This is a genomic window from Massilia sp. CFBP9012 (genome assembly GCF_034045115.1).
Classification (GTDB): domain Bacteria; phylum Pseudomonadota; class Gammaproteobacteria; order Burkholderiales; family Burkholderiaceae_D; genus Telluria.
The window spans coordinates 55855-78016 of record NZ_JAXCWM010000010.1 but is presented as its reverse complement, the minus strand read 5'-3'; the positions used below and the strand labels follow the sequence as shown (position 1 = coordinate 78016).

Annotated in this window: 15 protein-coding genes; 7 read left to right on the top strand and 8 right to left on the bottom strand. The window is 67.9% G+C overall.

The genetic code is table 11. The annotated features are described in order from the left end of the window. Positions 1–4: 4 nt before the first annotated feature. The 5 genes from SOM61_RS17475 to SOM61_RS17455 all read right to left on the bottom strand — a co-directional run bounded on the left by SOM61_RS17475 (position 5) and on the right by SOM61_RS17455 (position 5062). On the bottom strand, positions 5–736 hold the full coding sequence (locus SOM61_RS17475) for a hypothetical protein (protein WP_320475260.1): 732 nt from the start codon (positions 734–736) through the stop codon (positions 5–7). Then, a complete protein-coding gene (locus tag SOM61_RS17470) occupies positions 733–2109 on the bottom strand; it encodes a hypothetical protein (RefSeq protein ID WP_320475259.1) in 1377 nt (458 codons plus the stop codon). The genes SOM61_RS17475 and SOM61_RS17470 overlap by 4 nt, the downstream gene beginning before the upstream one ends. 246 nt (positions 2110–2355) lie before the next feature. After that, positions 2356–3123 (bottom strand): DUF3108 domain-containing protein, encoded by a 768-nt coding sequence (locus SOM61_RS17465; protein ID WP_320475258.1) that lies wholly within the window; start codon positions 3121–3123, stop codon positions 2356–2358. A 1-nt stretch (position 3124) separates the two neighbouring features. Next, positions 3125–4258, bottom strand: coding sequence for a DUF3108 domain-containing protein (locus SOM61_RS17460; protein ID WP_320475257.1), 1134 nt, complete (start codon positions 4256–4258; stop codon positions 3125–3127). A gap of 63 nt (positions 4259–4321) precedes the next feature. Next, the gene (locus tag SOM61_RS17455) at positions 4322–5062 is read right to left on the bottom strand and encodes an SDR family NAD(P)-dependent oxidoreductase (protein ID WP_320475256.1); all 741 of its coding nucleotides are present in this window, start codon (positions 5060–5062) and stop codon (positions 4322–4324) included. Between the two features lie 157 nt (positions 5063–5219). Here SOM61_RS17455 and SOM61_RS17450 point away from each other — a divergent pair, with 157 nt between their 5' ends. After that, on the top strand, positions 5220–5879 hold the full coding sequence (locus tag SOM61_RS17450) for a TetR/AcrR family transcriptional regulator (protein ID WP_320475255.1): 660 nt from the start codon (positions 5220–5222) through the stop codon (positions 5877–5879). A 13-nt stretch (positions 5880–5892) separates the two neighbouring features. On the opposite strand, the gene SOM61_RS17445 is transcribed toward SOM61_RS17450, so the two are convergent. Beyond that, positions 5893–7422, bottom strand: a complete 1530-nt coding sequence (locus tag SOM61_RS17445; protein WP_320475254.1) for a GMC family oxidoreductase — start codon at positions 7420–7422, stop codon at positions 5893–5895. Between the two features lie 212 nt (positions 7423–7634). Here SOM61_RS17445 and SOM61_RS17440 point away from each other — a divergent pair, with 212 nt between their 5' ends. Continuing rightward, on the top strand, positions 7635–8351 hold the full coding sequence (locus tag SOM61_RS17440; RefSeq protein WP_320475253.1) for a PhaM family polyhydroxyalkanoate granule multifunctional regulatory protein: 717 nt from the start codon (positions 7635–7637) through the stop codon (positions 8349–8351). A 105-nt stretch (positions 8352–8456) separates the two neighbouring features. After that, entirely contained in the window at positions 8457–11651 is a 3195-nt protein-coding gene (locus SOM61_RS17435; RefSeq protein WP_320475252.1) for a patatin-like phospholipase family protein, read from the top strand. On the opposite strand, the gene SOM61_RS17430 is transcribed toward SOM61_RS17435, so the two are convergent. Next, complete coding sequence (locus SOM61_RS17430) at positions 11652–13034, bottom strand: MFS transporter (RefSeq protein ID WP_320475251.1); 1383 nt, start codon at positions 13032–13034, stop codon at positions 11652–11654. 7 nt (positions 13035–13041) lie between these two features. After that, positions 13042–14055 (bottom strand): LacI family DNA-binding transcriptional regulator, encoded by a 1014-nt coding sequence (locus SOM61_RS17425; protein WP_320475250.1) that lies wholly within the window; start codon positions 14053–14055, stop codon positions 13042–13044. 303 nt (positions 14056–14358) lie between these two features. Between SOM61_RS17425 and SOM61_RS17420 the strand changes: the two genes are divergently transcribed. From SOM61_RS17420 to SOM61_RS17405, 4 genes are read left to right on the top strand one after another with little or no spacing between them, the layout of a single operon-like run. Beyond that, complete coding sequence (locus SOM61_RS17420; protein ID WP_320475249.1) at positions 14359–17271, top strand: TonB-dependent receptor; 2913 nt, start codon at positions 14359–14361, stop codon at positions 17269–17271. A 5-nt stretch (positions 17272–17276) separates the two neighbouring features. Continuing rightward, on the top strand, positions 17277–18620 hold the full coding sequence (locus tag SOM61_RS17415) for a BNR repeat-containing protein (RefSeq protein ID WP_320475248.1): 1344 nt from the start codon (positions 17277–17279) through the stop codon (positions 18618–18620). A gap of 8 nt (positions 18621–18628) precedes the next feature. Further along, on the top strand, positions 18629–19786 hold the full coding sequence (locus tag SOM61_RS17410; protein WP_320475247.1) for a glycoside hydrolase family 88/105 protein: 1158 nt from the start codon (positions 18629–18631) through the stop codon (positions 19784–19786). Continuing rightward, on the top strand, positions 19783–22143 hold the full coding sequence (locus tag SOM61_RS17405) for a beta-galactosidase (RefSeq protein ID WP_320475246.1): 2361 nt from the start codon (positions 19783–19785) through the stop codon (positions 22141–22143). Before SOM61_RS17410 ends, SOM61_RS17405 begins: the two co-directional genes overlap by 4 nt. The last annotated feature ends 19 nt before the right edge of the window (positions 22144–22162 follow it).

The window sequence follows — 22162 nt, the reverse complement described above, 5'->3', positions numbered from 1 at the left end:
TATCTCAGTTCGGGGTATCGGTTGCATCGTCGGCGGCATCGGGAGACTCGACCGCGACCGCATCGTTGGCGGCTTCTGCGTCGACGGCCACCTTGCGCGGAGCGGCGGCCAGCGGCGCGCGCTTGAAGACTTCGGACAGCGCGCCGTTGATGATGCGCTCCTTGAGCACGTCGGTGTCCATCATCAGGTCCAGCAGCGGGCCTTCCAGGATCACGTCGCCGCGCCGTTCGATGAAGCCCAGCTTGGACAGCACGCCCAGGTTCATGTCCATGCGGGTCTTCTTGCCGAGCTTATCGCCGAAGTCCGACAGCAGCGCGGTGTACGAGATGCCGATCGAGGCGTCTTCGGCGCGCGGGATCGGCGTGTCCTTCTCAAACATATCGTTCTGGTCGTCGTCCACCGAGGTGTGGGTTTCCTGGCGCTCGCGCTTGGGCAGGATGATCTGGGCCCACAACACCACCAGCAGGGCCACGCCGTCGCGGGTCAGGCCGAAGTTATTGTTCTGCCAGATGTCCTTGGCGCCGAAGATCTTCGGCTCGACGTTGCGGTGCAGGGCCACGGTCACGTGGTCGGCGTACACGTTGTCGAGCAGTTTGAGGCCGGATTCGAGCAGGCGCTTGTCGACTTCGGCGCGGAACTGGTCGTCCGACAGCGCGCGCTTGACCATCTTGTCGTCGCGGCGCAGGGTCTGGTGCGTCAGCAGGCGCGCGATCAGGATTTGTGCATCGTCATTCATGTGGGCGTGCCGTCCGAAGGGATATCTGGATTGATGGAGAGGGTCGCGATCGACATGGCCGCCACTTCGGGGTCGTCCAGTTCGATCAACTGGTCCTGGGCCTCGAAGGAGAGCGGCAGGCGCGCCAGGTCGGCGGTCGCGCCCTGCAGGCTGGCCTCGGACGCGTCGCCCAGCAGCGGCAGCAGCGAGGCGCGGTAGGACGCCAGCGCGAAGCTGGCCGGCAGCAGCGATTCATGCAGCTGCACCCGACGCGGGCCGACTTCCGAGAACTCGGGGAAGTTGCCCAGGTTGGCGAAGTCGGCCAGCTTGTTGATCCAGTCGTTCAGCTCGACCATCATGGCCGGGTTGTCGTTGATCGTCAGCGGCGCGTCCTGGCCGCTCGGCAGGCCTTTCGGCCCGGTCGAGATCACGCGTTCGGCCAGGAGCTCGGTCTCGGCCACGTCGATCATCTCGGCCGGGGTACCGAACAGCGGCGTCACCGGGCGATCGATCGCGCCCGAGGCCAGGCTGGCCAGGTCTTCATGGGCCAGCAGCCAGCGCTTGACGTCGGTGGTCGACAGGCCGGACTGGCCAAGGTGCACGCGCTGGCGCTCGATCTGGTTCAGCGCGCGCGAGAACATGCCCTGCATATTGAGCAGCGCGCTCTGGGCCCGGCCGATGGCCTGGGCCGCGCGGTGCGTAGCGGAATCAGCCCGCTCGTCCGAGGTGATGGCGCGCAGGATGACGGAGCCCTTCTCCACCCAATCACACGCCATATGCCACTTGGCCTGCGAGGTGCGCAGGCGAAACTCGGAGCCCGAGGCGATCGCATCGCGGAATTCCTCGGTCAGCTCGATCAGGCGGCCCAGCAGGTGCTTCAGCTGGTCGACGGTCACGCCGCCGACCGCCTGGGCGCCGGCCACCTGCGACAGCAGGAAGCCCATCTCGGCGTCGTCGTCTTCCGGCTTGCCCAGCGCCAGCAGGGTCTCGAGCGCGGACAGGACGTTGCGTGCGAGAGGCGTGATGCGGTACACCGCGGCCGGGGCGTCCCAGGCCAGCAGGCCGTGGCCGCGCAGGCGGTTGAGCACCGTCTCCAGGCTCTCCGGAATCAGGTAGGCCAGCTTCTGGTTGATGTCGGCGCGCGAAAACGCCGAGCTGGCGGTGTCGCCGGCCAGTTCGCGCAAGACGAGCAGGCGCACCAGCACCCCATCCTGGGTGCCGTGGAACAGGGCCGTGAAGGCCGACAGCATCGGCTGGGCACGCTTGAGGTGGAAGACCTGCTCGATTTCGTCGGGAGCGACGCCTTCCTGGAAGTGTGCTTGCAGCGGATCAAGTTCCGGCGCTATGGCCGGGGAGTCGGCAGCGAGGGCCGCGCCGGCAAGGGGATCGATCATCGTTGTTACCAGTCTCTCGTGCGCGGTCGAGACGGGCCTGGATTGTCATTGTTTCTACAACCGTGTACAGGCCCGACCGGCGTCGCGGGGGCGTCAGTATAACAGTTTAGATTTGGAAATCCCCGATCGGGTGACCCAGAGGCAACAGTCGAAACGTCGTTCCCGCGCAGGCGGGAACCTAAGTTTTAGCATTTCGATAACGCTTGTAAATTAGGTTCCCGCCTGCGCGGGAACGACGTGGCAGGCTTAGTTTGATGGCTTAGCAATACTCTTGAGCGTCTGCTCGATGGTTTCCTTGTCGCCTTCCGTGAAACGGATCTTGACCGGATACCATTCGTGCTCCGGCGCCAGCCACACCTCGATGCTCTGGTCGCGGCTGCCCGGCAGGGCTTCGCGGCTGACCAGCACGGCGTCGACCTGGCCCAGCCCGGTCTTCACCTTCTCGCGCTTGACCACCTTGAAGGTCCAGGCTTCGGCGCTGCTGCGGCCGGCCACGAAGAACGGCCATTCCGAGCCCGGCTTGAACTTGTCCCCGGCGGCGCGCGCCACGGCCGCCAGCTGCCAGGTGATCGACACACGGTCCTGCTCCCCGCCCTTGAGCGGGTAGGTCTTGTCGCCTTCCGAGAAACTCATGACTTTTTCGCCACGGTCGAAGGTGATCGAGGTCGGGTCCTTGCGCATGCGCTTCTCGGAAAATTCCGCCGGCGCCAGGCCGAATTCGTCGATGGCGCCCTGGCTGCGGTTGTCGAGCAGGGTGCCGAGGATGGCCACGCGCGACTCGACCTGCAGGTCGTATTTGCCGTCGCCGGCGCGCCAGGCGACGGTGGCGTCGCCCTTGAGCGACAGGCCGCGCTGGCGCGCGCTCAGGTCATACTGCAGGTCGGCCGATGGCGGCAATTCGAAGGCGCGCTTGACGGATGGATGCGCAGGATTTGCGGCCTGGACGGCGGTGCTGCCCAGGGCGAGTGCCAGCGTGCATGCGACGCCGGCTTTTCGAATGTTGTCTAGAAGCATATCAAAATCCTGAATGGTTCAAGACGATATTATTCACTGTTTGCGTGGTTACTGCTCCATTGGCCTCAGTATTGCGAATCCGCACTGGGTACCAGCCGTGTTGCGGGGCCAGCCAGATGTCGAGTGTCGACTTGTATGAGCCGGGCTGCGGCGGGCGCGTCAGGCGCCAGGTTTGCAGCTTGCCGAGCCTGGTGTCGATCTCTTCCTGCCCCACCACATTGAACCGGTAAACGGCGGCGTCGCGGTCTTCGCCGACAAAGATGTCGATGTCGCCGCTTAGTTGCTTGGAGTCGCCGCGCGCGATCGCAGACAGCTGCAGCGGGACGCTGGCCTTGTCCTGGGCGCCGGGCACCAGCGGATAGGCCGCCTGCGACGCAGAGAAGGTCACTTTGTTCTCGCCCCAGTTGAAATGGGTGGCCGTGAGCGAACGGCCGCGCCGCTTTTCCGTCATCTTGATCGGCGCGAAGCCGGCGGCGGCCACCGCGCCCTCGCTGTGCAAGACCACCAGGTTGACCCGCGTAAATACCACCCGGATGCCGGCCTCGACCTGGATCTTGTAGGTATCGTCGTTCAGTTGCCAGGCCAACAAGGCCTCGCCCGACCATTCGGCGCCGTCCTTGTCGGTACGGGCGACGTCCAGCGTGATCGAGGCCGGGGGCGGCATGTCGACCTTGTAGCGGCGCATCTCGTGAACGACGGGGGCGGCCGGCTCGGCGGGCGCCGGCGCTTCCGGGGCTGGCGTTGGCGCCGGCGCAGCGGGTGGTGGCGCCGGTACGGTGGAAGCGGGCTCCACGCCGCTTCCCCCGGGGACGCCATCGGCCGCCCCAAGCTCCATCCCGACGGTGAAGCCGCCCGCCTGGGCCGGCATGCCGAATTCGACCGGCGCAATCACGGGCAAGGGCAGCGGCGCCGCATCCGGCACCGGCAGCGGCGCGGGCGGCGGCGGTGGCGGCGGCGCGGCGGCCGGCAAGACTTGCGCCAGGATCGTCGCCGCCCCGCCCTCGCCATGGCCCTGGCGCGGCAACTCCAGGTTAACGTCGAGCAGCACGCTCAGCACGATCCAGTGCAGCAATACGACCAGCGCGACCGGCAGCAGCCGGCGGCGACGCGGAAGTAAGAGTGGTGCGGATTGCATATCCGCTAGTGTAGCGCGAGCAAGGCCCGCGCTGCACGGCGCCTGGATCCTCTTTCAGCAAACTCAGGTGATCGCCCCGCCGTCGACGGTGAGGACGGCGCCGGTGATCTGGCGCGCCGCCGGACTGGCCAGGAAGGCCACCGCCGCCGCCACGTCGCGCGGCTCGCCGAAGCGTCCCAGCGGGATCAGGGATTTCTGGAACTCGGCGAAGTCGCCATTGGCCGGGTTCATCTCGGTGTCGGTCGAGCCCGGCTGCACCAGGTTGACGGTGATGTCGCGCGCGCCCAGTTCGCGCGCCAGGCCGCTGGTGAAGGTCTTGAGCGCGGCCTTGGTCAGGAAATACACGGTGGCCCCCTCGCCGACGATGCGGTCGGCGCCGGCCGAGCCGATATTGACGATGCGGCCGCCCTGGCCCAGGTGCGGGATGGCCGCCTGCGCCGCCAGGATCGGACCGCGCACGTTCACGTCCAGCAGGGCGTCGATATCGTCCACGGCGATGTCGGCGATCGGCGCATAGCGGGCGATAGCGGCGTTATTGACCAGGATGTCCAGGCCACCCAGCGCCCGCGCCGCTTCGTCGACCGCGCGCCTGATCGCGGCCGGGTCGGCGCTGTCGGCCTGGATCGCGACCGCCTTGCGGCCACGGCCTTCGATGGTGCGCACGACTTCCTGGGCACGCTCGGCCGAACGCTCGTAGGTGATCGCCACGTCGGCGCCCTGTTCCGCCAGTTCGAGGGCGATCGCGGCGCCGATGCCGCGCGATGCGCCGGTGACGATGGCGCGTTTTCCTTGCAAGCTACTCATGACATTTCCTTTATGTGTTGATCGATACAGAAATAGTAGATGGCCCGGCGGCGTGCTGTCAATTTATTTTTTAGTGATCGACACATATATAATGAAACGGCGAACGAAACGGCGTGCGGCGTTGTCCCGACCCGCAGCCGGACATATACTGTGCGCGATGCAAACGCCCGACCAACCTCTCCGCGACGAAGCGGCCTCCCCAGCGCCGGCGACACGCGCCCGCGGCCGGCCACGCGCCTTCGACCGCGAGGCCGCCTTATCAAAGGCCATGCGCCTGTTCTGGCAAAAGGGTTACGAAGCCACATCGCTGACCGACCTCACCGCCGCGATGGGCATTGCCTCGCCGAGCCTGTACGCGGCCTTCGGTTCCAAGGAGGCGTTGTTTGTCGAAGCCCTGAACCATTACGGCGCCACCTATGCCTGGGGCTGGAAGAACTTCCTCGACGCCCCGACCGCGCGCGACGCGGTCCAGGCATGGCTGATGGATTCCGCCGCCTTCCTGACCGGCGGCATCGAAGACGTCCCACTCGGGTGCATGTCGACCCTGTCGGTGATCGGCGCCGCAGGCCACCCGGAGTTGTGCGAGCAGACGCGCACTGCGCGCGCCGCGCCGCGGGCGGTCGTCAGGAAACGCCTCGAGCAGGGCGCCGCGAACGGCGAGATTCCGGCCTCGGTCGACCTGGAGGCACTCGCCCGATTCGTGCACATTGTCCAGAACGGAATGTCGCTCCACGCGCGCGACGGCGCCAGCCGCGCCGAACTGGAGGCGGCGGTCCAGGTGGCCATGCGCAGCTGGGACGCCCTGGTCGCAGGCTAGCGGCGCCGGGGATTCAGCTCAATGCTGTCAAATGGCTGCCAAGACGGTGGCCCAGCGCGCAGATGGTCAGCGATGGATTGACGCTGCCGGCGGTCGGGAACACCGAACCGTCGCTCACCCACACGTTCTCGAGACCGAATACCTTCAGGTCGGGGTCGACGACACCGTGTTGCGCCGTCCTCGCCATGCGCGCCGTGCCGAGGTGGTGGGCCGCCGAGGCACAGGTATCGCGCCAGCCCGTCATCGGGTCGGCCCGGCAAGCGCTCACGTCGCCATGCCCGCGAAAGCCGGCCATCAGCAGCTCGTGGTACTGCGTGAACATCTCGATGTCCTGCCTGGAGAGCTGCCAGTGCACGCGCGCGATCGGCATGCCGTAGCGGTCGCGCCCGTGCTCGGAGAGGCTCACCTGGCTGTCCGGGTTCGGCAGTTGCTCGGTCATGAAGAACAGGTCGCCGTGGTGCGAGCGCAGTCCCAGCGGCAGCTTCTGGTGCGCGATGCGCCACAGGATGTAGGGATGGCGCACCAGCGAGGCCACATGCGACAGGCCGATGTCGCGCGGCCCGCGCACGCCAAGGAAGGACATCACCGCCTTGTTCGGCACCGGGCGCCGGTTGATGCCCTTGCGGATGAAGACGGCGTGGTTGGGCAGGCGGTGCGTCTGCTGGAATTCCCTGCTGAGCATGAGCCCCGGGAAGACCTCGATTCCTTCCTTGCCCGTCATGGCGCGCCCCTTCGGCTTGCCGGCAAGCGGCTGGCGGAACGTGACTTGCGACAGGTAGCCGGCGGGATGGTCGATCAGATTGCGCCCGAGCCACCAGGACGGCTGCTGCGCCATGCCATCCTGGCCGAGCGAATTGAGCAAGAGGCGTGGCGTCTCGAGCGCGCCCGCCGCGATCACGAAGCGGTTGGCCCTGACTTCGAAACGCCGCGCGCCGCTGCCCACTGACAGGGCATGGGTGCGTCCATGCCTTTGCTTCAGCTGCAGCGCGGTGCTGTTGTACACGCAGCGCGCCAGGCCGTTGCGGCACCACTCGCGCAAGACCGGCTTGCCCCTGAACGGCGGCGACCGGTAGCGGTACGCCTTGGAAGCGAGCATATTGGCCATGCCCAGCGCCATGCCGTCATGGTGGCCGGCCGATTCCTGCGGCATGTCCTGGCCGCCGCACAGGAAGTCCAGCGCCACCGTATACCAGGGATCGAGATCGCCGCGCGTGATGGCCCAGCCGCTGTGGGGAATCCAGGGGCGCTCAAGGAAATCCTCGTCGTCGAGCGGCGCACACACACCATGCCAGAACGCGGTGCCGCCGCCCACTTCGAGCCCGCGGCTGGTCGAGATGCCGAAAGGGCGGCCGACGCTTTCGATGCCCACCGAAGGCGCATCGCGGCGCGACGCCGTGATCGGCCCGGTTTCGATGAACAGCACGTCGCGGCCGGCGCGCACCAGGGGATGGGCGGCGGAAATCGCCCCCATGCCGGTGCCGACGATGCAGATGTCGGCCTGGAGTGTCGTGTCTGGTGCTAACTGCCTGCCATCGATGAGCATCGGATTCACCACGGAAGGTTATTTACCAAAATGCAATTTTGTGCAGCGCAACTTTTCCATCGTAACGTAAAGACGATATTTGCTCAATAGACAATATTCTCGATAGCCGACCCAGCCTTGGGGCCAGCGCAAACTCTGCCCGGTCCCATTCGCCGCATGGCCTGCAAAGGCGTAATCTGCTACGCTTGCCGCACAAACAACGGAGACCGCTCATGCTGAATCAGCCGATGCCTGGAATGACCGACACGCTCGAATTCGTCAAGAACCTGTGGGGCGGCATGAACATCCCCGGCGCCATGCCCGGGATGGGCGGCATGCCGATGCCGGGCGCCAGCCTGTCGGTGGAAGACCTGGACAAGAAGATCGCCGACCTGAAGGCGGTCGAGTCCTGGCTCAACCTCAACCTGGGCATGCTGCGCGGCTCGATCCAGGCGCTGGAAATCCAGCGCGGCACCCTGGCCACGCTCAAGGCGATGGGCGACAGCATGGCCCAGGCCATGAGCCAGACCGGCGCCGCGAGCGACGCCGCCATGGCGCCGTTCGCGCAATTCTTCACCCAGGCGGCGCAGGCCGCCGCGCCAGCCGCCGCCAAGCCCGCGGACAGCGCCGCGCCGCCGCCGCCGGCGCCATCCGCGGCGGCGCCCGACACCCCGGTTCCACCACCAGGCGCCGAGGCATCGGGCGCGGCCATGCCGGCCGCCGTCGCCTGGTGGAATCTCTTGCAGGACCAGTTCCGCCAGGCCGTGGCCAGCGCCATGCCGCCGGACAGCGCCCATCCCGACAAGGCCGGCGGCCCGCCGCCGGATGGCGGCGACAACCCCGCAGCCGAAGCCGCCGCTTCCGCCAAGCCGTCCGCCGCAAGCCAATCCGCCAACGGCAATCCGCCCCCCGGCCGGCGTAGCACGCGCGGCAAGACCGACAAGGCCTGAACGCTTGATCCAAACGGTGGCGCTCGCATCCAAACCGTGCTGAACTGACCCGGCGGCCCGGCCTGCCCGGCCCGGCCGCTTCCCCGTCCAGCCGGAGCGAGCGCCATGTTGCCGAGCGACCTGACCCACCTGACGCCCTCGCAGGTCGACGACCTGCGGCGCAAGCTCGCCGCCGCCGGCTGCGATCCGCCACCCGGCGCGCGCACCGTGGCCGAACTACAGGACGCCTTCACCCTGCTGCGCAAGCGCCACGGCCTGGCGCCGTCGGACAAGATCGACGCACAGCTGCTGCGCTGCCTCGACGCCGCCGCCGGGCACCTGTTCGGCGAGGTGCTGCGCGACGAACTCGACATGCTGCGCCCAGAGACCACAGAAGAGCGTGGCGCGGCGCTCGACGCCGCCCTGCCGCCCGACCGCGAGCGCCTCTTGCAACGCGCCCACGGCGGCATGCTGGCCGGCCTGGCCCTGTCCGGCGGCGGCGTGCGCAGCGCCACCTTCAGCCTGGGCGCCCTGCAGGCGTTGGCGCGCTGCGGCCTGCTGCGCCACATCGACTACCTGTCCACCGTGTCCGGCGGCGGCTTCGTCGGCGGCTGGCTGTCGAAATGCCTGCATGCCAACGGCGGCGACATCGGCAAGGTGGAAGCCATACTGGCGCCGCAGGCCGGCAGCGGCGAAGCCCCGGAACTGCGCTTCCTGCGCCAGTACAGCAACTACCTGTCGCCGCAGGGCGGCATGTTCAGCGCCGACACCTGGACCCTGGTCGGCACCTATGTGCGCAACACGGGCCTCAACCTGGCCATGCTGGTGGCCTGGATGTGCGCCCTGCTGCTGCTGCCGCGCTTTGCCGTCTGGGCCGTGCACCGCGTGGTCGCACCGGGCGGGCCATGGACGCACCTGGCCGACATCGCCTGGATCGTCGGCGTGCTGCTGTTCCTGTTCGCCGTGTTCTGCATCGCGCTGTCGATCTCGAGCAAGCCCGAAAGCTCGCGCGGGATGCGCCGCTTTCCGCTGTCGCAGGGCGCGGTCCTGTGCTGCATCAACCTGCCCCTGCTGCTGGCGGGCTTTCTCGGCAGCCTGGGCCTGTGGCGCCACGGCGGCGCGGCGCCATCAAGCATCCTGCCCACCCAGCTCGAAGGCCGCTGGCACTGGCTGCTGGCCCCGGGCCTGGTGTATTTCATCGTCTGGGCCTGCGGCTGGTACCTGGCCCACGACCGCTCCAGCCCCTACCGCCGCACCGGCTATACCGTGTGCGCCGCAGGCAGCACCAGCGTGCTGCTGGTGCTGCTGGAAGCCGGGCGCGCCTTCGCCCCCGGGATCCTGGCGCTGCTGCGGGTCGACGCCGCCCGGCTGTCGCTGCTGCTGTGCGCCACGGTCGGCCTGCTGCTGGTGCTGGCCGGCTGGCTGGCCATCTACACGCGGCTGCACGCCGACCCGCCGCTGCGCGATCTCACCCGCGCCGAACTGGGAGAAGGCCTGTCGCACTTCCTGTGTGCGATGGGCGCGCTCACCCTCGGCACCCTGCTGCTGCTGGGCGGGATGGCGGTGCTGCCCGATCCCGCCGGCCAGCGCGTGCTGAACGACGCGATCGCCCTCGCCACCTTCGGCATGCCGCTCATGATGGTGCTGTTCGCCGCCACCATGACCCTGATGATCGGCCTGGTCGGCCGCCTGTACAGCGACGCCAGCCGCGAATGGTGGAGCCGGCAAGGCGCCTGGACCGCGATCTTCGCCCTCCTGTGGTTGACCGTGTACGCCACTTGCTTTTACATTCCTCCCTTGCTGCACTGGGCCTGGCTGACCTACGAGCCCTGGTCGAACCTGGGCACCCTGCTCGGCTGGCTGGCGATGACGGCCTTCGGACTCAAGGCCGGCAGCAGCATGTCGACCGGCGCGCGCGGCGCCCCCGACCCGAAGCTCGAACTGGTCGCGCGGCTGGCGCCCTATGTGTTCACGGTTGGGATCTTCGCCCTCTTGAGCAGCCTGGTGCAGGCCACGGTGGCGCTGCCGAAGGTCGGCTGCCCCAGGTCCGAGCTGACCTGCGTGCTGCGCGCCCATGCCGACGCCACCCTGGCCACCAACGGCGCGACCCTGCTGCTGGCCTTCGGCGCCTTCCTGGGCGCGGCCCTGCTGCTCGGCTGGCGGGTCGACATCAACAAATTTTCCCTCTATATGCTGTACCGTAACCGGGTGGTGCGGGCCTGGTTCGGCGCCGGCAACCGCGCGCGCCAGCCGCATCCGTTCACCGGCTTCGACCCCAACGACGACATGCTGCTGGCCGAACTGCGCTACGGACGGCCTTACCCGATCGTGAACACCGCGCTGAACCTGGTCAGCGGCGCCGAACTGGCCTGGCAGACGCGGCGCACCGCCTCGTTCGCCTTCACGCCGCGCTGGTGCGGTTATGAGCAAGCCAGCGCGGTGCCTGGCGATGCGGGCGCACCAGCGGGCTGCTACCGCCCGACCGACGGGTATGCCTCGCGCTCCGGCGTCGGCCTGGACGACGACGCCGGCGTGCGGCTCGGGATGGCGGTGGCCTTGTCCGGCGCCGCGGCCAGCCCGAATATGGGCGCGCACTCGTCGCCGCCGCTGAACTTCCTGATGACGATGTTCAATGTGCGCCTGGGACGCTGGTGCCCCAATCCCGCACGCCGCGCCTGGACCAGCGCCTCGCCGCCGATCGGCCTGTTCAGCCTCTTGTCCGAGCTGTTCGGCCAGCTCGATGCCGACGCCGCCTACGTCCACCTGACCGACGGCGGCCACTTCGACAACCTCGGCATCTACGAGCTGGTGCGGCGCCGCTGCCGGCTGGTGATCGCGGTCGATGTCGGCAGCGACCGCTATCTCGCCTTCGAAGACCTGGGCAATGCGATCCGGCGCTGCGGCACCGACCTGCACGTGCGCATCGACCTCGACGTCTCGCGCCTGGCGGCGGACGGCGACAAGGGCCTGTGCGGCGCCAGCTGCGCGGCCGGCAGCATCCGCTACAGCCTGGCCGACCGCGGTGCGGCCGACGGCGTGCTCCTGTACGTCAAGCCGGCCATCGTCGGCAGCGAGAACGCCGACCTGCTCAACTACCGCAAGCTCCATCCCGACTACCCGCACGAAAGCATCGCCGACCAGTGGTTCGACGAAGCCCAGTTCGAGAGCTACCGCGCGCTGGGCGACCACATCGTCGACTGCGCACTGCGCGAGGCGGCGCGCGCCACCGTGGGCGCGAACGGCGAACAGGATATCGGGGCGCTGTGCGCGCAGTTGCTGCAGCGGCATGGGCCGGGCGCGCGCGGCCGCGCCCCGGAATAGTCAGCCGGCCGGTTTTGGTTCCTGCAGCGGTGCGCGTGCCGGCGCCGTGTGCGCCGCCAGCAGCCGCCCCAGGCAGGCCAGCGCCAGCAGCGAGAACAGCGCCGCGCTGCCCAAGGTCAGGCGGTAATCGTGGCCCGAGTGGTCGAGCAAGGGCCCGATGCAGCTGGCCACCAGGATGTTGGCGAAGGCGACCAGGATGTCCTTGCTCGCGTTGTAGCGCACGAACTCCTCGCGCGGGAACAGCGCCAGCGGCATCGCCGCCGCCGCGGTGAAATAGGCGCCCGAGCAGATCACGTGGGCGACGTAGAACGGGCGGAAACTGGCGGCGCCGTCGACCAGCAGCCAGCCGCCCAGCGCGATCGCGAAGTACAGCGCCATCATGGCGGCGGCCACACGCACCGCGCCGCGCCGGTCGACCAGCCAGCCGATGACGAAGGCGCTGGCGATCGACACCGCATAGGCCAGCGCGGTCAGCTCGCCCAGTTCCGCCTTCGACAAGCCCAGGTCGAGCGCATAATGCAGCGAAAAGGTATTGAACGGGACGAAGGTGACGGCGGCCAGCATGAAGGCGCCGAAGATCCACAGGTAGCGGCGCTGGGCGCAGCACAGGCGCAGTTGGGTGCGCGCCAGCGCCAGCCGTCCGCCCGCCGCTGCAGCGGCAACGTCGTCATGCGCGACAGGCGCCGGCGGCGGGTAGTCTCCCTCGCGCACCATCAGGCACATCAGCGGTATCGTCAGGCCGAAGATCAGGGCGATGGCCACCAGGATCTCGGCCAGCCAGGCTTCGCTCAGGGCGAACAGGGTCATGTTGAAGCCGATCGCCACGCCCAGGCCGACGACCCGCACCGCGGCATAGAAGCGGCCGGCCAGCCCGAACGGAATGACGTCGGCCACCAGCCCGGCGAACAGCGCCATGGTGGTCATGGCGGCGGCGTCGAACACGGTCCAGAACAGGCAGAACAAGCCCAGTTCGAGCGGGCGCAGGCCCGGCGACCAGGCGCCCAGCAGCGCATGCGCGCCGGCCGCGAACGCCGGCGTCAGGGCCACGCACAGCATGGCGGCGGCGGCCAGCGGCGCGCTGATCATCAGGTAGGGACGGCGCCGTCCCCAGCGGCTGCGGCTGCGGTCCGACCTCAGCCCGATAACCGGCACCACCAGCAGGCTGATGAGCGCCGGCACGGTCGACAGCAGCATGGCGACGGCAGTGTCCGAGGCGCCGTGGTTGCGCAGCACGAGCAGCCCGATCGGGCCGGCCCAGCGCTCGCGCACCGCGATCCCGAGGGCGCCGACCAGCAGCCAGCCGACCAGCACGCACAAGCCCAATGTTCCATAGCGCAGCGTGCCGGCCTGCCAGCTTGCGTTCTCGAGGGCGGCGCGCCGCATCCCGGATCTACGTCGGCGCGGGGCCGGTCGAGTCGCGCACCACCAGCTCGGTGGCAAAGGCGATGCGGGCGGCAGCTGGCGGGCGGCCTTCGATCATCTCGACCACTTCCTGCACCGCGCGTTCGGCCAGCGCCTCGTAGGGCTGGTGCATCGTGGTCAGGCGCGGGAACACGTGGCTGGCGGTCGAGATGTCGTCGAAGCCGACCACCGAGACGTCGGCCGGCACCTTCAGGCCGCGGCTGGCGACGGCGTCGATGGCGCCGAACGCCATCTCGTCGTTGGCGGCGAAGATGGCGGTGGGCGGCGCTTCCAGTTCGAGCAGGCGGCGGGTGGCGGCGAAGCCGCCGGGCTGGTTGAAGGCGCCGTCCACCACCAGGGCCGGATCGACGGCGATGCCGGCCGCCGCCAGCGCTTCGGCGTAACCGCGTTCGCGCTCGGCGCTCTGGCCGGTGCGCTTGGTGCCGGCGATGAAAGCGATGCGGCGGTGGCCCAGGCCGATCAGGTGCTCGACCGCGCGCCGGGCGCCGATGCGGTTTTCCAGCACGATGGTGGGCAGCGCCAGCTGGCGCGCATCGAAGAATACCAGCGCGCAACTGAGTTGCTGGCGCTCGACCGCGTCAAGGAAGCGGTCGTCGGCGGTCGGCATCAGCAGCAGCAGGCCGTCGCACAGCTTGCTGAGCGTGGCGCAGGTGGTCATCCGGTCCGGGCTGTCGAAGCGGTCGGCGTTGAACAGCAGGAGGTCGTAGTCGCGCTTTCTCGCCTGCTCGCCGATGGCGCGCACCAGCTCGTGCAGCACCACCGGGCCGTAGTTGTTCATGAACACGCCGATCAGCTTGCTCTTGTCGCCGCGCATGCGGCGCGCCAGCATGTCCGGCGTGTAGTTCAGCTGGGCCGCGGCCGCCATGATGCGCTCGCGCGCCGCGTCCGACACATAGCCGGTGCCGCGGATCGCGCGCGATGCGGTGATCGGCGCGACGCCGGCCAGGCGGGCGACTTCGCTCAGTTTGCTGGCTTTGGCCATGGGTCTCCTTCAATCGATCATGTTGTTGAGTGTTTGCAGTAACTCAACACCAACCTGTGGTTACGATACCACGTCGAGCTCGGCCGATTCCAGAGTTTTTTCAGCAAAATCAGGTGCTTATCCTCCAGGGACGGCACCTAACCCATCCTTGTTGAGTATTGACGAAGCACATGGTAACGTAACCATACGGTTGTCATATAAGCAGCGATGGTCGGCGACCGGTGCTTCATCTTCAGCCGCACGTGCCGAGCACGACGGCCCGACATTACAAGCGAACCTCGAAGTTCGCGGTCAGGAGACACTATGCAGAAGAAGATTTTGGCCGCGGCGCTGCCGCTGGCTTTGGCCGCCGCATACATGACACCCGCGCTGGCCCAGCAGACACCCACCGCTCCCCCCTCCCCACCCGATGCCGCGACCGCGGAAAATACCGTGGACACACCGGCCGCCGGCAGCGCGAGCGCGCCGCCAGACAGCACGGCCGCGCCCACCACCGTGGTGGTCACGGGCTTCCGTTCCAGCCTGCAGAAGGCGCTGAACCTCAAGCAGCAGGCGATCGGCGTGCGCGATTCGATCGTCGCCGAGGACATCGGCAAATTCCCCGAGGCGAACGTGGCCGAATCGCTGCAGCGCGTGCCCGGCGTGATCCTGAACCGCGACGACAGTTCGGGCGAGGGCCAGCGCATCTCGATCCGCGGCCTGCCCACCGAGTATTCGGTGACGACCCTGAATGGCGCGCCGGTCAACACCACGTCCACCAGCACCATCGGCAGCGCCGCGCGCGGCTTCAACTACGACGTGTTCGCGTCCGAACTGTTCGGCCGGGTCGACTTCTACAAGTCGCCATTGGCCGAACTGACCGAGGGCGGCATGGGCGGCATCGTCGACCTGCAGACCCCGCGCCCGTTCGACAGCCCCAAGCGCACCATCCGCTACGCGGTCTCGGGCGCCTACAACACCAGCGCCAAGGAGGCCGATCCGACCGGCTTCGCGCTGTATTCGAACACCTGGGGTGCGTGGGGCTTCCTGGCCGGCGTGGCCCACTCGAAGGCGGTCAACAACCGCTCCGGCTTCGAAGCCACCGGCGGCTACAACAGTTCGGCCAACGGCAGCCGCAATCCGGTGCTGGGCAACTTCGCCCTCGCCCTCGACTATGACGATCCGCGCGCCAACCTGTCGGGCTACTCGCGCGAACAGATCGACAACGCCCTGCTGCCGCGCATCTACCGCTACTACGGCTCGCAGAACCGGCGCAGCCGCGATGGCCTGGTGAGCTCCCTGCAGTTCAAGCAGGGCAACCTGAACCTGAGCCTGGACGGCCTGTACTCGCGCCTGGAGAACAGCCGCGACGAGCTGTACTACGGCCTCCTGATCCGCAACACCCGCACCACCAACCGCAACGCGGCGCCGGGCACGAATGGCCACAACGGCCTGGTGCCGATCGACGTGAAAATCGATCCCGGCTCGAATCTCCTGACCGGCACCTTCGGCAACACCTCGTACAGCAGCGGCGTGACCTATGGCGAAGACAAGACCGAGTTCGGCTACCTGGCGCTCAACGGCCGCTGGGAGGCGCGCCCGGGGCTGGTGGTGACCGGCCAGGTGAGCGCCAACAACAGCAAGGCCACCAGCTATTCGGACACCCTGTCGGGCCAGATCTTCGGCGTCGACACGACCATCGACTACGGCGCCGACCACGTCTACCCGTCGATGTCCTCGCCGATCGACTACACCGACCCGGCCAATTTCAGCGGCTTCGACGTCACCACCGGTTGGACACGCGAGCGCGACAAGGGCCGCCAGGCGCGCCTGGTGGTGGACTACGACTACGACCTGTTTGGCGGCTGGACCGGGCGCCTCAAGACCGGCCTGGTCTACGTCGACACCAGCAAGGACGTCGAAAAACGCAATGCCGGCGCCGCCATGAAGGCGAAGATGGTCGGCCTGGGCGACGCCAGCGTGCGCGCCAATATGGTCTCTGTCTTGCCGATCCCCGACCTGGACATGGGCCCCGGCTGGCCGAACCGCTTCGGCACCTTCACCCGCGATTATGCCTTCTCGACCTACGATCCGGTCGCCTTCAATACGAGCGAAGCGTTCACGCCGGCGCAGAGCTTCGGCGCCGCCGAGAAGGTCAGCACCGGCTTCGTGCAGTCCGACTTCAAGGGCGACGTGCTGGGACGCGAACTGCGCCTGAACGCCGGCGTGCGCTGGTCGCAGACGAAGCTCGACATCGACAACTTCAAGCGCAGCGGCAGCGGCAACACCTACCAGCCGAACTCCGAACAGGGCAAGTACACCAATGTGCTGCCGGCCGTCAGCGCGGCATGGGACCTGAACGACGAGCTGATCTTCCGCACCTCGTGGGGCAAGACCATCAGCCGCGCCTCGCTGTCGATCATCGCGGCCCAGACCGTGATCCCGAACGCCTTCGACAATACCGCGACCGCCGGCAACCCGAACCTCAAGCCCCAGCAGTCGAAGAACTTCGACACCAGCCTGGAATGGTATTTCAAGCCGGGCAGCCTGCTGTCGGCGGCCTACTTCAAGAAGAAGCTGAGCGACGCCACGGTGTCGACCACCACCAACACCACCTTCGGCGCGCTCGGCCTGCCCGACACCGCGCTCGGGGCGATCTTCCAGGACCCGAGCGGCCGGGTCGACCCGAACCTGCCGATGGTGCTGCGCACCTACAGCAACGCCGGCGAACAGACGCTCAAGGGTTACGAGCTGGCCTACCAGCAGGACTTCACCTTCCTGCCCGATCCGTTCAAGGGCTTCGGCGCGCTGGCCAGCTATACCCACATCGATCCCTTCAACAGCATGCGCTGGATCACCAAGGCGGGCAGGGAGATCGAGGTCAACTCGGTGCCGAAATACGCCTACAGCGTCACCACCTATTACGAGCGTGGCCCGCTGGCGATGCGCCTGTCCTACAACTACAAGGACCGCTCGCTGCATGGCGACAACCCTCGGAACAACGGCGACGACCTGATACGCTGGCGCGCCGCGCGCGGCTACCTGGACGGCACCATCAGCTACAAGCTGTCCGAGAATCTGGAGTTGCGCCTGGATGCGCTGAACCTGACCGACACCCTGAACTACGACTACTTCGAGGACGCCAACGGCCAGTACGGCAGCGGCAAGCATACGCGGATGGACTACGCGAAGTACGACGGGCGCACGTTCAAGATCGGCATCCGCGGCAAGCTGTGATGCGGATGACCGGCTTGTTCGCACGAGCGATCGTACTCGCCATCGGCGCGGCGCTGCTGCATGGTTGCGCCGCCGGTCCCGCTGGCCCCGCAGTTGGTCCAACCTTGAGCCAGGTCGGCCCCGGCTGGGCCGGCAACTCGGTCAACGCCGTGGTGTTTCGCAAGAACGCCCTGGCCAGCGACGGCGCGCACCAGTACATCGCCTACTACGATGGCGCCGGCCAGGTCGTGCTGGGCAAGCGCCGCCTCGGCGGCGATGCCTGGGAACTGCGCCAGACCGCCTGGCGCGGCAATGTGCGCGACGCCCACAATGCGATCAGCATCATGGTCGATGGAGAAGGCGTGCTGCACATGGCCTGGGACCAGCACAACAACCCGCTGAACTATGCGCGCGGGGTCGCCCCCGGCAGCCTCGAACTGCGGACGGCGCCGATGCTGGGGCGCGACGAAACGTCGCTGTCCTATCCGGAGTTCTTCCGCATGCCCGATGGCGGCCTGCTGTTCCTGTATCGCGACGGCGGCTCGGGCCGCGGCAACCTGGTCGCCAACCGCTACGATCCGGCCACCGGCTGGCGCCGCGTGGCCGACAATCTGATCAGCGGAGAAGCTCGGCGCAACGCCTATTGGCAGGCTGGCGTGGATGGCCTCGGCGTCATCCACCTGTCCTGGGTCTGGCGCGAATCGCCCGACGTCGCCAGCAACCACGACATGGCTTATGCGCGCTCGCGCGACGGCGGCGCGAGCTGGGAAGACAGCAACGGCAAGCCCTATCGTCTGCCGATCAGCGCCGCCAGCGCCGAGTATGCGGCGCGCATCCCACAGAACAGCGACTTGATCAACCAGACCTCGATGGCCTTCGACGCCCGGGGCCGGCCGTATATCGCCAGCTACTGGAGGACAAAGGACAGCGCCGTGCCCCAGTACCGTGTGCTGTACCGGCGCGACGAAGGCTGGCGCCGGCTCGACCTGGACTTTCGCAAGACCGCCTTTTCGCTCGCCGGCATGGGCACCAAGGCGATCCCGATCGCGCGCCCGCAATTGCTGATCGACGGACATGCGGACGAGCCGTCGGGCTTCCTCGTGTTTCGCGACAGCGAACGCGGCGAGCGCGTGTCGGTGGTGCGCATCCCCGGCTTCGATGCGCCGCGCTGGTCGGTGCACGACCTAACGCACAGCGCCGTCGGCGCCTGGGAACCCAGCTACGACACCGAGTTATGGCGGCGCCAGGGAGAACTGCACCTGTACCTGCAGGCGGTGCGGCAAGTCGATGGCGAAGGACTGGCCGACGTGCCGCCATCCACCGTGCAGGTCTTGCAGTGGCGACCCGCAAGCGACACTCACATTCAATGAAAGACGACATGACGAGACGACTCTACCTCAAGCTTGCCCTGGCCACGCTGGTCACCCTCGCCGGCGGCTGCGCCAGCACCAGTGGTCAAGCGCCTACACGGGCCGACGTCCTGGCCGACCTGACCCGCGCCAACGACTACTGGCAGCGCAATCACGCCCCGCAACAGTGGGCGTTCTGGGACGTTGCCGCCTACCACACCGGCAATATCGCGGCCTATACCCTCACCCGCAACGAGGCGTACCGTGATTACTCGACCGCCTGGGCCGAGCACAATCGCTGGCGTGGCGCGGACTCGGACAAGCGGGCCGAGTGGAAGTACAGCTATGGCGAGACCCAGGAGTACGTGCTGTTCGGCGACTGGCAGACCTGTTTCCAGACCTATGTCGACCTGTACGAACTCGATGGCCGCAAGGACCCGCGCCGCATCGCCCGTGCGCGCGAGGTCATGGAATACCAGATGAGCACTTCCAATCGCGATTACTGGTGGTGGGCTGACGGCATCTATATGGTGATGCCCGCGATGACGAAACTGTACAAGGCCACGGGCGAGCAGCGCTACCTCGACAAGCTGCACGAGTACTTCACGTATGCCGACCAGCTGATGTACGACCCGGACGCCGGCCTGTACTACCGCGACGCCAAGTACATCTACCCCAAGCACAAGTCGGCCAATGGCGGCAAGGACTTCTGGGCGCGCGGCGATGGCTGGGTGTTCGCCGCCCTGGCCAAGACGCTGGCCGACCTGCCGCCGGACAATCCGAGCCGGCCCCTGCTGACCGAACGCTTCCGCCGCATGGCGGCGGCCCTCAAGCCGCTGCAGCAGGACGATGGCTACTGGACCCGCAGCCTGCTCGACCCGGGCCATGCACCGGGACCGGAAAGCAGCGGCACCGCCTTCTTCACCTATGCCTACGCCTGGGGCATCAACAACGGCTACCTCGACCGCGCTGCGTATGCGCCGACCGCCCTGCGCGGCTGGCATTTCCTCAGCCGGGTCGCGCTGCAGGCCGATGGGCGAGTCGGCTACGTGCAGCCGATCGGCGAGCGCGCGATCCCCGGCCAGGTCGTGAATCAGGACTCGACCGCGCCCTTCGGCGTCGGCGCCTTCCTGCTGGCGGCGAGCGAGATGGCGAATCTGGTCGATAAGGCGGGAGGCACACGATGACGCGCACACTGCCGCGCCGGCGCCTGCTGCAGGGCGCCGCGGCCAGTTCCGCGCTGGCGCTCTTGCCAGCTCAGATCCAGGCTGCTGCCTCGCCCCGTTTCGCGATCGGCCGCGAAGACTTTCTGCTGGACGGCAAACCGCTGCAGATCCGCTGCGGCGAGATGCATTTTTCGCGCGTGCCGCGCGAGTACTGGACGCACCGCCTAAAGACCATCAAGGCGATGGGCCTGAACAGCGTCTGCGCCTACCTGTTCTGGAACTACCACGAGTGGCGTGAAGGAAAATTCGACTGGGCCGGCCAGCGCGATGCCGCCGAATTCTGCCGGCTGGCGCAGCAGGAAGGCCTGTGGGTGATCCTGCGCCCAGGCCCATATGCCTGCGCCGAATGGGAAATGGGCGGCCTGCCATGGTGGCTGCTCAAGCAGCAGGGCGACGCCTTCCTGCGCTCCACGAGCGAAGCCTTCCTGACGCCGTCGCGGCGCTGGCTGCGCGAGGTCGGCCGCGTGCTCGGTGGGCAGCAGGTGACGCGGGGCGGCCCGATCCTGATGGTGCAGGTCGAGAACGAATACGGTTTCTACGGCGAAGACCTGGACTATATGCGCGCGCTGCGCCAGGCCGTGCTGGACGCCGGCTTCGACGTCCCGCTATTCCAGTGCAACCCGACCAATGCGGTGGCCAAGACCCACATCCCCGAGCTGTATTCGGTGGCGAACTTCGGCAGCAATCCCGAAGCCGGCTTCAAGGCGCTGGCCGAGGTGCAGCAAGGGCCGCTGATGTGCGGCGAATACTATTCCGGCTGGTTCGACACCTGGGGCGCGCCGCACCGCCGCGGCGGCGTCGAGAACGCCGTGGCCGACATCAAGACGATGCTGGCGGCGAACGGCTCGTTCAGCCTCTATATGGCGCACGGCGGCACCACCTTCGGCCTGTGGGGCGGCTGCGACCGTCCGTTCCGGCCCGACACCACCAGCTACGACTACGACGCCCCGATCAGCGAGGCCGGCTGGATCGGCGACAAGTTCGAGGCCTACCGCGCCGCGATGACGCCCTTCCTGGCTCCAGGTGAAACCTTGCCGCAGCCGCCGGCGCCGATGCCGGTGATGACGATTCCCGCCTTCGCCCTGAACGAGACCGCGCCAATGAGCGCCAGTCTGCCGGCGCGCACGATCCGGGATGTGTCGCCGCGCCCGATCGAGGAATACGACATCAGCCGCGGCATTGTCGCCTACCGCGTCACCTTGCCGGCCGGCCCGGCCGGGGTGCTGGCCGCCGCCAAGGTGCGCGACCTGGCCTGGGTGCGGGTCGACGGCAAGCCGGTGGGCACGATGGACACGCGCCACCGCCGCTTCAAGGTGACGATCCCCGCGCGCAGCAAGCCGGCGACCGTCGAGATCCTGCTGTACACGATCGCGCGCGTGAACTTCGGGGTCGAGATCCACGACCGCAAGGGCATGCATGGCCCGGTCACCTTCACGCCGAACGGCGGCGAGGCTCAGGCGCTGGAGAACTGGGAGATCCGCGCCATCGATTTCGACGCCGAAGGCGTGCTGCCGCCGCTGGCGTTCAAGCGCGGCCGCAGCAAGGACGCGGCCTTCTGGCGCGGCAGCTTCGACACGAGCGCCACCCACGACACCTTCCTCGACATGTCGGGCTGGGGCCAGGGCATCGTCTGGATCAACGGCCGCTGCCTGGGCCGCTACTGGAGCATCGGGCCGACCCAGACCATGTACCTGCCGGGGCCGTGGATCAGGCGCGGCCGCAACGAGGTGGTCGTGCTCGACCTGACCGGGCCGCGCGAGGCGCGCATCGCGGGTCTCTCCAAACCGATCCTCGACCAGCTGCACCGCGAGCGCGACCTCGAACGCCCGCCCAGCACCGTCAGGCTGCAGCTCGATGGCGTGAAGCCCGCGCACGAAGGCGCGTTCGCCCCCGGCTCCGCGACCCAGGACGTGCGCTTCGCGGCGCCGCTGCGCGCGCGCCAGTTCTGCCTCGAGTCGCTCGACGCCTTCGACGGCAAGCCCTACGCCGCGGTGGCCGAGCTGGCATTGCTGGACAAGAACGGCAAGACGATCGAGCAATCCGCCTGGACCATCGCCTGGGTCGACAGCGAAGAAGCGCACAAGGAAGATGGCGGTGCGCTCAATGCGATCAATGGCCAGAACAGCGACTACTGGCACACGGCCTACACCGGCCCGGGCGCCGGCACGGCGCACCCGCACCGCCTGGTGATCGACCTGGGCAAGGACGTCGAGGTGGCTGGCCTGCGCTACGTGCCGCGCCAGGGCAAGGACGACGTTACGGGCCGCATCCGCCGCTATCGCGCCTATGCCGGTGAACGGCTGGCCGGCGAGCCCTGACTATTCACATAACGACAAG